The organism is Ruegeria sp. CF4 (assembly GCF_056537345.1).
The window spans coordinates 35,148-48,621 of sequence record NZ_JBQFRJ010000001.1 but is presented as its reverse complement, the minus strand read 5'-3'; the positions used below and the strand labels follow the sequence as shown (position 1 = coordinate 48,621).

16 protein-coding genes are annotated in these 13,474 nt (G+C 58.5%); 12 read left to right on the top strand and 4 right to left on the bottom strand.

Going from position 1 to position 13,474, the window contains the following annotated elements; translation table 11 throughout:
• Positions 1-21: 21 nt before the first annotated feature.
• Entirely contained in the window at positions 22-1,341 is a 1,320-nt protein-coding gene (miaB, locus tag ACR0NF_RS00215) for a tRNA (N6-isopentenyl adenosine(37)-C2)-methylthiotransferase MiaB (RefSeq protein ID WP_480777570.1), read from the bottom strand.
• 121 nt (positions 1,342-1,462) lie between these two features.
• Here miaB and ACR0NF_RS00210 point away from each other — a divergent pair, with 121 nt between their 5' ends.
• Positions 1,463-2,326, top strand: coding sequence for a hypothetical protein (locus ACR0NF_RS00210; RefSeq protein WP_480666561.1), 864 nt, complete (start codon positions 1,463-1,465; stop codon positions 2,324-2,326).
• A 74-nt stretch (positions 2,327-2,400) separates the two neighbouring features.
• Here ACR0NF_RS00210 and ACR0NF_RS00205 read toward each other — a convergent pair whose 3' ends face one another.
• Positions 2,401-3,198: a phytanoyl-CoA dioxygenase family protein gene (locus tag ACR0NF_RS00205; RefSeq protein ID WP_480666560.1), complete on the bottom strand. Its 798-nt coding sequence runs from the start codon at positions 3,196-3,198 to the stop codon at positions 2,401-2,403.
• Between the two features lie 86 nt (positions 3,199-3,284).
• On the opposite strand from ACR0NF_RS00205, the gene ACR0NF_RS00200 reads away from it, so the two are divergent.
• Positions 3,285-4,181, top strand: a complete 897-nt coding sequence (locus ACR0NF_RS00200) for a LysR family transcriptional regulator (protein ID WP_480777569.1) — start codon at positions 3,285-3,287, stop codon at positions 4,179-4,181.
• On the opposite strand, the gene irrA is transcribed toward ACR0NF_RS00200, so the two are convergent.
• On the bottom strand, positions 4,182-4,601 hold the full coding sequence (gene irrA, locus ACR0NF_RS00195; protein ID WP_480469058.1) for an iron response transcriptional regulator IrrA: 420 nt from the start codon (positions 4,599-4,601) through the stop codon (positions 4,182-4,184).
• Between the two features lie 189 nt (positions 4,602-4,790).
• On the opposite strand from irrA, the gene fabA reads away from it, so the two are divergent.
• The 4 genes from fabA to ACR0NF_RS00175 are packed head-to-tail and all read left to right on the top strand — an operon-like array spanning position 4,791 to position 7,623.
• A complete protein-coding gene (fabA, locus tag ACR0NF_RS00190) occupies positions 4,791-5,300 on the top strand; it encodes a bifunctional 3-hydroxydecanoyl-ACP dehydratase/trans-2-decenoyl-ACP isomerase (protein WP_480777568.1) in 510 nt (169 codons plus the stop codon).
• A gap of 49 nt (positions 5,301-5,349) precedes the next feature.
• Positions 5,350-6,579 (top strand): beta-ketoacyl-ACP synthase I, encoded by a 1,230-nt coding sequence (gene fabB / locus ACR0NF_RS00185; RefSeq protein WP_480777567.1) that lies wholly within the window; start codon positions 5,350-5,352, stop codon positions 6,577-6,579.
• Positions 6,580-6,584: 5 nt separating this feature from the next.
• Positions 6,585-7,376, top strand: a complete 792-nt coding sequence (locus ACR0NF_RS00180; RefSeq protein WP_480777566.1) for an enoyl-ACP reductase FabI — start codon at positions 6,585-6,587, stop codon at positions 7,374-7,376.
• Positions 7,377-7,434: 58 nt separating this feature from the next.
• Positions 7,435-7,623, top strand: coding sequence for a hypothetical protein (locus tag ACR0NF_RS00175; RefSeq protein ID WP_480777565.1), 189 nt, complete (start codon positions 7,435-7,437; stop codon positions 7,621-7,623).
• Positions 7,624-7,635: 12 nt separating this feature from the next.
• Here ACR0NF_RS00175 and ACR0NF_RS00170 read toward each other — a convergent pair whose 3' ends face one another.
• Entirely contained in the window at positions 7,636-8,064 is a 429-nt protein-coding gene (locus ACR0NF_RS00170) for an FKBP-type peptidyl-prolyl cis-trans isomerase (protein WP_480777564.1), read from the bottom strand.
• 124 nt (positions 8,065-8,188) lie between these two features.
• Between ACR0NF_RS00170 and ACR0NF_RS00165 the strand changes: the two genes are divergently transcribed.
• The 6 genes from ACR0NF_RS00165 to ACR0NF_RS00140 all read left to right on the top strand — a co-directional run bounded on the left by ACR0NF_RS00165 (position 8,189) and on the right by ACR0NF_RS00140 (position 13,470).
• Positions 8,189-8,875 (top strand): haloacid dehalogenase type II, encoded by a 687-nt coding sequence (locus ACR0NF_RS00165; RefSeq protein WP_480469053.1) that lies wholly within the window; start codon positions 8,189-8,191, stop codon positions 8,873-8,875.
• The gene (locus tag ACR0NF_RS00160) at positions 8,875-9,702 is read left to right on the top strand and encodes an alpha/beta fold hydrolase (protein WP_480469052.1); all 828 of its coding nucleotides are present in this window, start codon (positions 8,875-8,877) and stop codon (positions 9,700-9,702) included. Before ACR0NF_RS00165 ends, ACR0NF_RS00160 begins: the two co-directional genes overlap by 1 nt.
• Positions 9,699-10,673: a threonine ammonia-lyase gene (locus tag ACR0NF_RS00155; RefSeq protein ID WP_480469051.1), complete on the top strand. Its 975-nt coding sequence runs from the start codon at positions 9,699-9,701 to the stop codon at positions 10,671-10,673. Before ACR0NF_RS00160 ends, ACR0NF_RS00155 begins: the two co-directional genes overlap by 4 nt.
• A gap of 59 nt (positions 10,674-10,732) precedes the next feature.
• Positions 10,733-11,521, top strand: a complete 789-nt coding sequence (pcaD, locus tag ACR0NF_RS00150; RefSeq protein WP_480777563.1) for a 3-oxoadipate enol-lactonase — start codon at positions 10,733-10,735, stop codon at positions 11,519-11,521.
• 12 nt (positions 11,522-11,533) lie between these two features.
• A complete protein-coding gene (locus tag ACR0NF_RS00145; protein WP_480469049.1) occupies positions 11,534-12,247 on the top strand; it encodes an alpha/beta fold hydrolase in 714 nt (237 codons plus the stop codon).
• 128 nt (positions 12,248-12,375) lie between these two features.
• Positions 12,376-13,470 (top strand): Zn-dependent alcohol dehydrogenase, encoded by a 1,095-nt coding sequence (locus ACR0NF_RS00140; RefSeq protein ID WP_480777562.1) that lies wholly within the window; start codon positions 12,376-12,378, stop codon positions 13,468-13,470.
• Positions 13,471-13,474: the final 4 nt, after the last annotated feature.

Here is a 13,474-nt window from a genome sequence, read left to right as displayed (position 1 = left end):
CTATGACGCAGATACGACGGCCTAAACCAGCTCTCCGGCCAGTGAATTCGCGCCAGAAGCGGTGATTCTTACCCGACGCAAATCGCCACTTTCCACATCTGCATTCGCGACGTGGACCGCGTGCAGATATTCGGATTTCCCAACCATCTGGCCCGGTTGGCGTCCCGGCTTCTCAAACAGAACGCTGACACTACGACCTACCATCGCGTCCTGAATCTTGCGTTGGTGACGTGTGATCATCGCCTGCAGGCGCTGCAGGCGGTCGTCGGCCAGTTCAGCATCGACCTGTGGCCGTTCTGCCGCAGGTGTACCGGGCCGAGTCGAATATTTGAACGAATAGGCATAACCGTATTTAACCGCTTCCACCAAATCCAGCGTCGCCTGAAAATCCTCTTCGGTCTCTTCGGGGAAACCGACGATAAAGTCGCCCGACATCAGAATATCGGGGCGCGCCTCGCGGATACGTTCGATCAGACGCAGGTAACTTTCGGCTGTATGGCTGCGGTTCATCCGTTTAAGGATCTTGTCCGATCCCGACTGCACGGGCAGGTGCAGATAAGGCATCAACTTCTCGCAGGTTCCATGCGCCTCGATCAGATCATCGCTCATGTCATTGGGATGCGAGGTGGTGAAGCGAATGCGCTCCAGCCCGTCGACCTTGTTCAACTCCCAGATCAGAGCGGCCAGTGTCATGTCTCCATTCGGGCCTGCCCCGTGATAGGCGTTGACGTTCTGGCCCAGCAGAGTGATTTCACGCACGCCCCGTTCGACCAGATCCTGCGCCTCGCGGATGATACGATCGGCGGGTCGGCTGACCTCGGCCCCGCGGGTGTAGGGCACCACGCAGAAGGCACAGAATTTATCGCACCCTTCCTGAACCGTCAGAAAGGCCGTGGGACCACGTTTGGCCTTGGGCCGGTTCTTGAGCTTCTCGAACTTGTCCTCTTCAGGAAAGTCGGTCTCCAGTGCCTTTTCGCCCGCGCGGGTCTTCGCTTCCATCTCGGGCAAACGGTGATAGCTTTGCGGGCCAACCACGAGATCGACAAGCGGCTGGCGGCGCATGATCTCTTCGCCCTCGGCCTGCGCGACGCAACCAGCAACACCGATCTTCAGATCAGGTTTGTCGGCCTTCAGCCCTTTAAAGCGCCCCAGTTCCGAATACACCTTTTCTGCCGCTTTCTCGCGGATATGGCAGGTATTCAGCAGGATCATGTCCGCATCTTCGGCGGATTTCGTTTCGACATAGCCCTGCCCGCCCAGCGCTTCGGCCATGCGTTCACTGTCATAGACGTTCATCTGACAGCCATAGGTCTTGATAAACAGCTTCTTCGGTTCGGACATGGATCGGGCCTCTGGGTTCGCTGGATCGGCGTCGTCTATACGCAACGAACGCCGCTTGCAATGCCGGCGCAATTACCCGAATTTGACGGGAACTTCCAGCAAGGCGAAACCCGGACAGGCGATGCACTACGAATCCCTCGATCACTTCCTGCAAACCGGCCAAACTGCACTTGGCAAAGGTCCCATCGCGCTGATCTTTGCAGAGGATGACGTCGAACTGGATGGCACCTTGCGGCATCATCTGAGACTGGGTTTCAATCCCGTTATCGCTTTCATGCCCGATGCGTTCCCGCTTAGCGACGAACTCACGGATCAGATCCATCGCGTTTCTCTGACCTGTGCGCCACGCACAGTGGTGTTCGACACGATCAACCGCATCATCCAGACCGCACCGGATCTCTGGATGTTCTACTGCTACAACGCCGAATACCTGATCTTTCCGTTCTGCGAGACGCGAACGATCGGAGAGTTGCTGGCCTTCCATACCGAAGAGCGGCGCTCGGCAATGCTGACCCACGTGATTGATCTTTATGCCGATGACCTGACGGCGTTTCCCAACGGAGTGGCCCCGGATCGGGCGATGCTCGACAGCACAGGATATTACGCACACACCCGCCACGACGCTGCAGGCAGACCTCTTGAACGGCAACTCGATATGTCCGGCGGCCTGCGCTGGAGGTTCGAAGACCACATCCCCTATGCGCGCCGCCGCATCGACCGGATCGGGCTGTTCAGAACTAAACCCGATCTGAAACTGCATCCGGATCACACGTTCAACGAGGCCGAATACAACACCTATGCCTGTCCCTGGCACAACAACCTTACAGCGGCGATCTGTTCGTTCCGCGCGGCCAAAGCACTCAAGACAAATGCGGGCTCCGCCTTCGGCATCTCCGACTTTCGCTGGACCCATTCGGTGCCCTTCGAATGGACATCGGCCCAATTGTTACAGCTGGGCCTGATTGAACCGGGGCAATGGTTCTGATCCGTTCCTCATCTGGCTAAAAATACCTCGGGGGAGTCGCGGCCCGCCGCGGCCGGGGGCAGAGCCCCCTAGCTTCACCGTTGCAACAAGACCGGGAACCAATCCTCGCGCAAGCGCTGCCCCGGCACCATGTCATGGCCGGGAAACGGGGGCGACGTGCGACCCGGGCGCTCGACATAGCGCGCATCATCCCCCACCAGCCGCAGAGAGAACGCACGCCGACGACTATCAGATTGGTTCCCCCGCGCACCATGCAGAGTGCGATAGTTGAATGCGACCGCATCACCGGGTTCCATTTCGAACTCAACCACCCGCATACCCTCGGCGTCCGGATCCGGAACGGGGATGTATTGGCCTTCGTCGGGGAAGAACCCCTCTTCGCTGACCCAACGGGTCGGCAGCACCTCTTTCTCCCACCGATGCGAACCCGCAACGCAGCGCAAGGTCGCATGTGTGACCCGATCCAGCGGTGACCAGAAGCTGATCGTCTGCTGGCCTTCGACAAAGTAATACGGCCCGTCCTGATGCCACGGTGTGGCCATCGAGGTGCCCGGCTCTTTCACCAGCACATGATCATGGAACATCTGCACCCTGTTCGACTGCATCAGGTCTGCAGCAACCTCAGCTGCAGGTGAGGCTCGGATCACGTCGCGAAACTGGGGAATGCGCGACCAATTGCAATAATCGTCAAAGAATCGGCCCGACTCGCCCTCTTTCTTGTTTTCCGACGCATAGGGTCCCGGCTCGGCCATATTGGCCGCTATCCCGTCGCGCAAGACTTCAACGTGATCGGCAAAAAGGCCTTTGACCAGGACGACGCCATCGGACTGATAGGTGTCGATCATCTCTTGGGAAACAAGGCGGTGCGGCATGTCGGCCTCCATAAACAGCTCAGCATGATCTGCACATGATTGCGCCCACTGTTCAAATCATATCTTTCAAACTAACTATTAACTTCATGTTATATATTTCTCTACGCCAATACGAATACATTTGCGCCATTGGTCGGTGTGGCAGCCTCTCTTTGGCGGCGGAGCAGGTCAATGTATCGCAGCCCGCCTTGTCCAACGCCCTGACCCGTGTCGAATCGCATCTTAGCTATCCTTTGTTCTCACGCAGACGCGGGGCGGCAATGGTACTGACACCTCAGGGCAGAAAATTCATTGAAGAAGCCGAGGCTCTGCTGAATCGTGCCGCCCTGCTGGAAGCTTCGAAAGAGCCCGTTGCAGGCGCAAACAGGCTGCTACTGGGTTGTTTCATCGATCTGGCGCCATTTCTGCTGGCCCAGGCCCTTCACACACTTCGGGACAATTTGCCGGAGGTCGAAGTGACCCATGGCGTCGAGAGCTTTGAGGATCTGATCACCGGTTTGATCGAAGGTCGGTTCGATCTTGCATTGACGTATGACTTGGGCATGGACGCCGGATTTACCCGTTCAAAGCTGTTCGACAGCAGCCCATGTGCATTGGTTTGTCCGGACCACCCTCTGGCGAAATCGCGTCAGACAACACTGGAAGAACTTGAGACCTATCCGCTGATTCTGTCCAAAGAAGGGCTCTCTGCCCAACATGTCCTTGGATTGTTCAAACAACTCAGCCTGAACCCAACGGTTTCGCATCGAGCTGAATCGCTTGAGATTCTGCGCAGCTTGTCGGCCCATGGCGAAGGTGTCGGGATCAGCTATGCGAACCCTGCGAACACGTACAGCTATGACCGGTTGCCATTGATCAGCCTGCCGATCAGCGATCCCGGCGCGCGTGAGGCCGTCGTCCTTGCCCGTCATGGCAGCGGACCAACCGACTCGATTATTGCAGCGGCTGAACAGACGCTCACCGCAAGACTGCAGACTGGATAGTTACTGTGTTTTGCGCAGGCGGATCACCACATCGACCGAAGCGATTTCAACCCCTTCCGGGGCTTCGGGCAGTTGCTGGATCACCAACTGGTCCGAGGGCGCATCGCTCAGGCGGCTTTCATCTTCCCAGAAGAAATGTGGGTGATCATGCGTGTTGGTGTCGAAATAGCTCTTGGATCCATCCACGGTGATTTCTTGCAAAACGCCTGCCTCGCAGAAGGCCCGCAGGGTATTGTAGACCGTGGCCAGCGAAACTGCGTCGCCCTTGTTCTTGGCCGACTCAAACAGGCTTTCGGCGGTCACATGACGATGCAGCCCATCGCCAACGAGCAGTTCCGCCAGAGCAACCCTCTGACGTGTCGGTCGCAATCCTGCGCCAACCAACCAATTCGTAGCGATTTCCCGGCTCTGAGGTGTCATCAATCCGATACCTGTGTTTTGCTACCCCATATATAAGTGCGCTGGCACCGTAATTTCAAATGAAATTCATTCGCAAAGAATGTCGTAAGCACAACATGATATGGCGTCCCGCTCTTGCAGGACCTTGCGTACGGGTGCTAGACGAGGCCAGATGTAACAAAACAGACCCCTGGCAGGAGAGGCGGCAGAATGGCCCAATTCCCGAGCAGTTTTGACAAGGACGATCTGCTGAAATGCGCCCGAGGCGAGTTATTCGGCCCCGGCAACGCTCAACTGCCTGCTCCGCCGATGCTGATGATGGATCGGATTACCGATATCTCGGGTGATGGCGGTGCGCATGGCAAGGGTCATGTGGTGGCCGAGTTCGATATCACTCCGGACCTTTGGTTCTTTGACTGCCATTTCCCGGGAAACCCAATCATGCCCGGCTGTCTGGGTCTGGACGGCCTGTGGCAGTTGACGGGTTTCAACCTGGGTTGGCGTGGCTGGCAAGGACGCGGCTATGCGCTGGGTGTGGGCGAGGTCAAGTTGACTGGCATGGTCCGGCCCGATCGCAAGATGCTGACTTATTACGTGGATTTTACAAAAGCCGTTCAAACCCGTCGCCTGACCATGGGCGTCGCCGATGGCCGGGTCGAGGCCGACGGCGAGGTGATCTATCAGGTCAAGGAAATGAAAGTTGCATTGTCCGAAAGCTGACCCCAGCTGTTGGACAGGGAACTGAACCAAGGAACACAGGAGTACGCTTATGCGTCGCGTCGTCGTCACCGGTCTGGGGGTCGTCTCCTCCATCGGGAACAATGCCGAAGAGGTCTTGGCCTCACTCAAAGCAGGCAAATCCGGGATCGAGGCCTGCGAGCAGATGGTTGAACATGGCTTTCGCAGCCAGATCGCCGGTACGCTCAAAATCGACGTAGCCGAGCATGTGGACAAACGCACGCTGCGCTTCATGGGTCCCGGCGCAGCCTATGCCCATATCGCGATGAGCCAGGCGATTGCAGATGCCGGTCTTACGGAAGAACAGGTGGTCAATCCTCGCACCGGCCTCGTGGCCGGATCGGGAGGGCCGTCAACCAGCGCCATGCTGACCGCGCACCAAACTGTGCTGAAAAACGGCGCGACCAAGCGGATCGGCCCATTTGCGGTTCCGAAATGCATGTGCTCGACCATTTCGGCGAATCTTGCGACTGCGTTCAAGATCAAAGGCATCAACTACTCAATCACCTCGGCCTGCTCGACCTCGCTGCATTGCATCGGCAACGCGGCGGAACAGATCATGCTGGGCAAGCAGGATGTGATGTTCGCTGGTGGTGGCGAAGAACTGGATTGGACCCTGTCCTGCCTGTTCGACGCGATGGGCGCGATGTCGTCCAAATACAACGACACGCCAGAAAAAGCCTCGCGTGCGTTTGACGAGAATCGCGACGGATTCGTGATCTCGGGCGGCGGCGGCATTGTCGTGCTTGAGGATCTGGACCACGCACTGGCGCGCGGCGCAAAGATCTATGCCGAAGTCACCGGTTATGCCGCAACCTCAGATGGTCACGACATGGTGGCCCCGTCCGGCGAAGGCGGTGAGCGCGCGATGCGTCTGGCTCTGTCGACCCTGCCCGAAGGCCGCGAGGTTGGCTACATCAACGCCCACGGCACATCAACCCCGGTTGGCGATGTCGGTGAGGTCGAGGCTGTGCGCCGCATCTTTGGCGAGGGCAATGTGCCGCCAATTTCATCGACCAAGTCGATGACCGGTCACGCACAGGGCGCGGCGGGCGCACTTGAGGCGATCTTCTGTCTGCTGATGCTGGACAATGATTTCATAACACCGTCGATCAATGTCGACACACTTGCCGAAGGCATCGTGCCCGGTGAAATTGCAACGCAAGTAGTTGAAAACGCGGGACTGGACAGCGTGATGACCAACAGCTTCGGCTTTGGCGGCACCAACGGATCCATGATCTTGTCGAAGTATAACGGGTGAACAAGATGTCAGATCAACTCAAAGGAAAACGCGGCCTGATCATGGGTGTCGCAAATGATCGCTCGATCGCCTGGGGCATCGCCAAAGCCATGCATGAGGCGGGCGCGGAACTGGCTTTCACCTATCAGGGCGAAGCGTTCGGCAAACGATTGGAACCGTTGGCCCAAAGTCTGGGCAGCGATTTCATGGTCGACGCAGATGTCACCAATGACGAATCGCTGGATCGTGCATTCGATGAACTGGCCGCGCGCTGGCCGACCATCGATTTCGTAGTCCATGCCATCGCCTATTCCGACAAGTCTGAACTGACGGGCCGGTTCCTGAACACCACACGGGCAAACTTCAAACACTCACTGGACGTATCGGCCTATTCCTTCATCGAGGTCGCGCGCCGCGCCTATCCGCTGATGAAAGACAATGGCGGCACGCTGCTGACACTGACCTATCATGGGTCGAACAAGGTTGTGCCCAACTACAATGTCATGGGCGTGGCCAAGGCGGCACTGGAATCGGCGACCCGCTATCTGGCCAATGATCTGGGCCCCGATGGCATTCGCGTGAACGCCATCTCTCCCGGCCCGATGAAGACGCTGGCTGGTGCGGCCATCGGTGGTGCGCGCAAGACATACAAGTTCTGCGACCAGAACGCGCCCATGCGCTCGAACGCGACGCTTGAGGCGGTAGGCGGCACCGCTGTATATCTCACCTCGGATGCAGGAACATATACCTCGGGCGAAATCATTCGCGTCGATGGCGGTTACCACATTCTGGGCATGCCGCAGCCCGAAGCGATGTGACTATTTATTTCCCTGCGGGCGTCAAGATTTAACCATCTTTGGCCTGCAGGGATTGCATATGAGCAAATTAGAACAGATCCTTGCCAGCAATGGGCGGTCGCTCAACTTCCGGCGGAAGGTCGGAGGCATACATGCGGGCGTGCTGTTACTTACTCTCAGCATGTTGTTGTTCGCATTGGTGTTCATGACCCAACCGCATGTCCGGGATGCGGTTGAGCCATTATTGGCACAGATTCCGGGGCTTTAACCTCAGGCGCAATCAGTTGACCGAAACGATCTCGATATCGAAGATCAAATCCTGCCCGGCAAGCGGGTGATTGGCGTCAAGAGTCACAGTCGCTTCATCAACCTCTACCACCGATACGGGCAAGGCTTGCCCGTCGGGGGTCTGCATTTGCAGCTGCGTACCGGGTTCCAGCGGAATATCATCAGGGATGCCCTCACGCGGGATCTGTTGACGCATGCCCGGATTGATCGGGCCATAGGCGTCGACGCAGGCAATCTCGACCCGCTTCTTCTCACCGATCTCCATGCCCGGCAGCGCCACGTCCAGACCGGGAATGATCTGACCTGAGCCAACCGCAAACTCAAGCGGATCGCGTCCCTCGGAACTGTCAAAGACTTTACCGTCCAGCAGAGTTCCGGTGTAATGGATTCGAACGGTGTCGCCTTGTTTGATTGCGGTCATGGTGGCCTCCGGCCTCAAGGGGAATGAGCGGCGCAGCGTATAGGCTGACACGCTATTGTAAACCCTGCCCTCTTTAACCTGTGGAGCGGTTGTGCTTACCTGCGCCCGATCAGGGGAGGATCAGATGGCAATCACCACTTGTGTATTCGACGCCTATGGCACGCTTTTTGACGTTGCCGCCGCAGCAAGACAGGCCGCCTCCGAGCCGGGGTTCGAGAGATTGGCCAACAAGTGGCCTGAGTTGGCAAATCACTGGCGGTTGAAACAGCTGCAATACACTTGGTTGCGCGCGGTTGCTGATGCGCATGGCGATTTCTGGGATGTGACGCAAGACGGGCTCGATTGGGCGCTAGAAGCGGTTGGCTTGCAGGGTGATGACACTCTGCGCCAACGTCTTCTGGACCTTTACTGGGAGTTGCAGGCCTACCCCGAGGTTCCCGAGATGCTGAAGGCGTTGAAAGCAGGTGGTTTACAGACGGCCATCCTGTCCAACGGATCGCCCCCGATGCTGGATGGTGCGGTGCAATCTGCCGGGATCGGAGAGGTTCTGGACGATGTACTGTCCGTCGAAAGCGTAGGCGTCTTCAAGCCGCATGCCCGCGTCTATGACCTGGTCCAAGATCGGTTTGGCTGCGCCCGAGACGAGGTTCTGTTCGTCAGCTCCAACGGCTGGGATGCCGCCGGCGCCAGTGGCTACGGCTTTGTCACGGCCTGGGTCAACCGTGCGGGTGAGCCAATGGACCGTCTGCCGTGGAAACCGGCGCATGTAATGTCTGATCTGACAGCGATACCTCAGCTGGCAGGGCTTTGATGGCGTTTTTCACGACCTCTGATGGCAAACGCCTCTACTTTGAAGACACCGGATCGGGCCAGCCTTTGCTCTGCCTTGCGGGCCTGACCCGCAACAGTCGAGATTTCTCGTTCCTCGCGCCGCATATCAGCGATCTGCGGATGATCACGATGGATTATCGCGGGCGCGGACAGTCCGATCACGACCCGGATTTCATGAACTACAATATCCTGCGCGAAGGGCTGGATGTGATCGAGTTACTGGATCATCTGGGCCTAAAAATGGTCTCGATCCTCGGCACTTCTCGCGGTGGGTTGATCGCCATGGCCCTGGCCGCCAGTCACCCCGAACGTCTGTCTGGTGTCATCCTGAACGATGTCGGGCCTGTGATCGAAGCTGAGGGTATCGCCAAGATCATGGATTATGTGGGCAAACAGCCCGGCGCAAAAACCTATGACGAGGCGGCAGAGACGCTACAAAAGATCATGGATTCGCGGTTTCCCGGCGTGCCGCTCACCATCTGGCGTCAGCAGGTTGAACATCAATATCTGCAATCTGAAACAGGCCTCGATCTGCGCTATGACAGCGCCCTGCGCGAAGCTCTGATCCAGCAGGCCGCCGCGGGGCTACCGCCCGATCTCTGGCCCTTGTTCGACGCGTTACGCGATATCTCGACTGGCGTGATCCGGGGCGCAAATTCTGACGTGTTCGGAGCCGCTACGCTCGGCGAAATGCAAAGCCGTCATCCCGACCTGATCTGGGCCGAGATCGCTGATCGGGGGCATGTACCCTTTCTGGATGAGCCCGCCTCCCTCGACGTAATCCGCAAGACATTGGACGCGACATGAGCAGTATTGAGATGATCGAAGCCGCCGCAGAGCGGCTGAAGGGACATGCACGCGAAACGCCGCTGCTGTCTTCACCGTTTCTGGACGAGATTGCCGGACGCAGGGTGCTGGTGAAACCTGAATGTCTGCAACACACCGGCAGTTTCAAGTTTCGCGGCGCGTGGTCCGCGATTTCGGCTCTGGATGACACTGCGCGACAGCGGGGCGTCATCGCCTATTCCTCGGGCAACCACGCACAGGGGGTTGCTTATGCAGCCAGCCAGCACGGGATATCGTCGGTCATCATCATGCCGTCGGACGCGCCGCAGCTGAAGATCGAGAACACGCGGGCACTTGGGGGCGAGGTCGTTCTATATGACCGCGCCAATGAAAGCCGGGAGGAGATCGGCGAGGCGCTGGCCGCCCAGCGCGGACTGACCCTGATCCGGCCCTATGACGAACCACAGGTGATCGCGGGGCAGGGCACGGTCGGGCTGGAACTGGCGCGACAAGCTGAGGCGCAGGGCGTCACGCAGGCGGATGTGTTGATCTGTTGCGGCGGCGGCGGCTTGACCTCGGGCATCGCGCTGGCGTTGGAGCGCCACGCCCCCAGTCTGCGCACCCGCCCGTGTGAGCCGGAGGGATTTGATGACGTCAAACGCTCGCTCGCTTCGGGCTCAATTCAGAACAATACCGCGTCTTCCGGCAATATCTGCGATGCGATCCTAACACCAGAACCGGGAAAGATCACCTTTCCGATCCTAAACCGGCTCTGCGGACCGGGGTTTTCGGTCACCGAGCAGGAGGCACTGCGCGCAATGGCCATGGCATTCCTGCGCCTCAAGATCGTATTGGAGCCCGGCGGTGCGGTGTCGCTGGCTTCGGCGTTGTTTCGGGCCAATGAAATCGAAGGCGATGCGGTGATCGTCGTTGCCTCGGGTGGCAATGTGGACCCGCAGATTTTTGAACAAGCGTTGGAATTCCTGACCTGACAAGCGCGTGCAACACGTGCACTATTGTAGCTCGAAGCCATTTGCTCGGGACCTCTCACATGCACATCGCCGATCTTGGAGACGTCAAGATACACTACCGCATTGACGGGGACCCAGATGGTGCGCCACTGGTCTTCGGCAATTCCCTCGGCACCGACATGCGCCTTTGGGATCCGATCCTGCCATTGCTTCCAAAAGGCCTGCGCATCATCCGCTTTGACAAGCGCGGCCATGGCCTGTCTTCGCAACCCGATGGTCCATATTCCATGGGGGCGTTGGTCCGCGACACCGAACGACTTCTGGACCATCTTGAAGTCAAAGACTGCATGTTTATCGGCCTGTCGATTGGCGGGATGATTGCGCAGGGCTTGGCGGTAAAGCGCATGGATCAAATCCGGGCGCTGGTCCTTTCCAATACTGCCGCCAAGATCGGTACGCCAAAGATCTGGCAGGAGCGCATGGACGCAGCCCGCGCAGGTGGGATCGAGGCGCTCGCGGATGCCACCATGGAGCGGTGGTTCTCAAAACCCTTCCGCGCCAATGTCGACCTGGAGTTGTGGCGCAACATGATGGTGCGGCAACCCTTGGAAGGGTATCTCGGCTGCTGCGCGGCAATTTCGGGAACTGATTTCTATACGCCGACCAGTGGCCTGCGCCTGCCCACGCTTGGAGTAGCTGGCAGCGAAGATGGTTCGACCCCACCCGATCTCGTGCGCGAAACGGTTGATCTGATCCCCGGCTCGCGATTTGCACTGATCCGCAAGGCAGGCCACCTGCCCTGTGTAGAGCGGCCGGCAGAGTATGCCGAACTTCTTAACGGTTTTCTGGCCGAGACCGGTCATGTGTGAGGGGGTGTAGACTTGGCTGATTTCTTGCTGGTTCACGGATCCTGCCATGGTGCTTGGTGCTGGCGCGATCTGATCCCCGAGCTTTCCACGTTCGGACATACTGCGCGCGCCATCGACATGCCCAGCCACGGCTCTGATCCAACGCCCATTCCCGATGTCACGCTGGAATCTTGCCGGGATGCGGTACTGAATGCCTCAAAGCCAGAGACAATTATCGTTGGGCATTCCTGGGGCGGTTACCCGATCAGCGCGGCAGCCGAAGCCGCGCCCGACGCGATGCGGGCTTTGGTCTATCTCTGCGCATATGTCCCGCAATCCGGTCTTTCGATGATCGAAATGCGCAAACGTGCACCGCGCCAGCTGATCGGGGATGCGGTCGAGAAATCTGCAGATGGTCTGTCCTACAGTGTTTTGCCGGACCGGGTGCACGGGTTGTTCTATCATGACTGTCCGCGCGAAGTTGTTGCCTATGCTCTCGGGCGTCTTTGCCCGCAAGCAATCGCGCCACAAGATACTCCGCTGGATCTGAGTGAGAATTTCGCACGCGTACCCAAGGCTTATATCCGTACAGCGGATGATCGTACCGTTCCGACCGAGTATCAGGCCGAGATGGCACATTGCGCAAATCCGAACCTGAGCCTGACCATCGACAGCTCTCATTCACCGTTTTTTTCGCATCCGGAGCATCTGGCCGGACTGCTGCACCAGATATCGCAGCGAATTTAGGCGTGTATTAGGCGTTTCCGCCCTCCTCGTTTGCCTTTCAGCACAACAGCGACACCCGGGTGGCGGATTCCGCCTTGCCTGTTGATCCGCAACGGGTCACCGTGACTGAAAAAGGAACGGGGAAAGACATGCAATCCATCAAAGCAGCCGTGTGCCGGGAATTCGGCGCGCCACTGGTGATCGAGGATATTCTGATCGCACCACCCGGTATGGGCGAGGTCGAGGTCACGCTCGATGCGGTGGCGATCTGCCACTCGGACATCTCTTTCGCCAGCGGGGCGTGGGGCGGACATCTGCCCGCCGTTTACGGACATGAGGCTGCGGGTGTCATCTCGGCAATCGGAGAGGGCGCCGGGGCATTCAAGATAGGCGATCCCGTGGTCGTGACCCTGATCCGCGCCTGCGGATCATGCCCATCCTGTGCAGGCGGCAAGCCTACCATTTGCGAAACGCCGTATGACACCGTTAAGGGCCCACTGCGCACCGCTGACGGCGGCGCTCTGGAACAAGCCATGGCCTGCGGAGCCTTTGCCGAGAAAGTCGTGGTCAGCCATCGTCAGATCGTAAAAATCCCTGAAACACTGCCAAAGGACCTCGCCAGCCTGCTTTCATGTGGCGTGATCACCGGGGTTGGCGCTGCGGTGAACGCCGCAGAGTTGCGCCCCGGACAGGATGTTGTCGTGATTGGTGCGGGCGGGGTTGGCCTCAACGCCATACAGGGCGCACGCATCGCCGGGGCGCGGCGGATCGTTGCGGTCGACATGACCGAAGAAAAGCTCGAGATCGCCAAGGAATTCGGCGCAACACATGGCGTTTTGGGTAGCCTCGATGCGCCGTGGAAGGCCGCATATAAAGCCCTCGGCGGGCGTGGCGCGGATGCGGTTCTGATCACCGTCGGCGCGATCCCTGCTTATGATCAGGCCCCGCGTTATCTGGGTCGGGGCGGCAAGGCGATCATGATCGGGATGCCGCATTCGGGCGATATGTCCAGCTATGAACCCGTCGTTCTCGCCGCGCTGGGACAGGGTATGGTCGGTTCGAAAATGGGGGACGTTGTGATCCAGCGGGACATTCCGTGGATGATCGATCTTTATGAACAGGGGCGTTTGAAACTGGATGAGCTGATCTCGGGTCGTTGGTCACTGTCGCAGATCAATGAGGCGATCGAGGACACCAAAACCGGTGCTGCCAAGCGCAATGTGATCCTGTTCGACTGGGACTGATAAC

Bases quoted from the DNA above. Each gene is read 5' to 3' on its own strand.
- miaB (WP_480777570.1), bottom strand. From the start codon at position 1,341: ATGTCCGAACCGAAGAAGCTGTTTATCAAGACCTATGGCTGTCAGATG.
- ACR0NF_RS00210 (WP_480666561.1), top strand. From the start codon at position 1,463: ATGCACTACGAATCCCTCGATCACTTCCTGCAAACCGGCCAAACTGCA.
- ACR0NF_RS00205 (WP_480666560.1), bottom strand. From the start codon at position 3,198: ATGCCGCACCGCCTTGTTTCCCAAGAGATGATCGACACCTATCAGTCC.
- ACR0NF_RS00200 (WP_480777569.1), top strand. From the start codon at position 3,285: ATGTTATATATTTCTCTACGCCAATACGAATACATTTGCGCCATTGGT.
- irrA (WP_480469058.1), bottom strand. From the start codon at position 4,601: ATGACACCTCAGAGCCGGGAAATCGCTACGAATTGGTTGGTTGGCGCA.
- fabA (WP_480777568.1), top strand. From the start codon at position 4,791: ATGGCCCAATTCCCGAGCAGTTTTGACAAGGACGATCTGCTGAAATGC.
- fabB (WP_480777567.1), top strand. From the start codon at position 5,350: ATGCGTCGCGTCGTCGTCACCGGTCTGGGGGTCGTCTCCTCCATCGGG.
- ACR0NF_RS00180 (WP_480777566.1), top strand. From the start codon at position 6,585: ATGTCAGATCAACTCAAAGGAAAACGCGGCCTGATCATGGGTGTCGCA.
- ACR0NF_RS00175 (WP_480777565.1), top strand. From the start codon at position 7,435: ATGAGCAAATTAGAACAGATCCTTGCCAGCAATGGGCGGTCGCTCAAC.
- ACR0NF_RS00170 (WP_480777564.1), bottom strand. From the start codon at position 8,064: ATGACCGCAATCAAACAAGGCGACACCGTTCGAATCCATTACACCGGA.
- ACR0NF_RS00165 (WP_480469053.1), top strand. From the start codon at position 8,189: ATGGCAATCACCACTTGTGTATTCGACGCCTATGGCACGCTTTTTGAC.
- ACR0NF_RS00160 (WP_480469052.1), top strand. From the start codon at position 8,875: ATGGCGTTTTTCACGACCTCTGATGGCAAACGCCTCTACTTTGAAGAC.
- ACR0NF_RS00155 (WP_480469051.1), top strand. From the start codon at position 9,699: ATGAGCAGTATTGAGATGATCGAAGCCGCCGCAGAGCGGCTGAAGGGA.
- pcaD (WP_480777563.1), top strand. From the start codon at position 10,733: ATGCACATCGCCGATCTTGGAGACGTCAAGATACACTACCGCATTGAC.
- ACR0NF_RS00140 (WP_480777562.1), top strand. From the start codon at position 12,376: ATGCAATCCATCAAAGCAGCCGTGTGCCGGGAATTCGGCGCGCCACTG.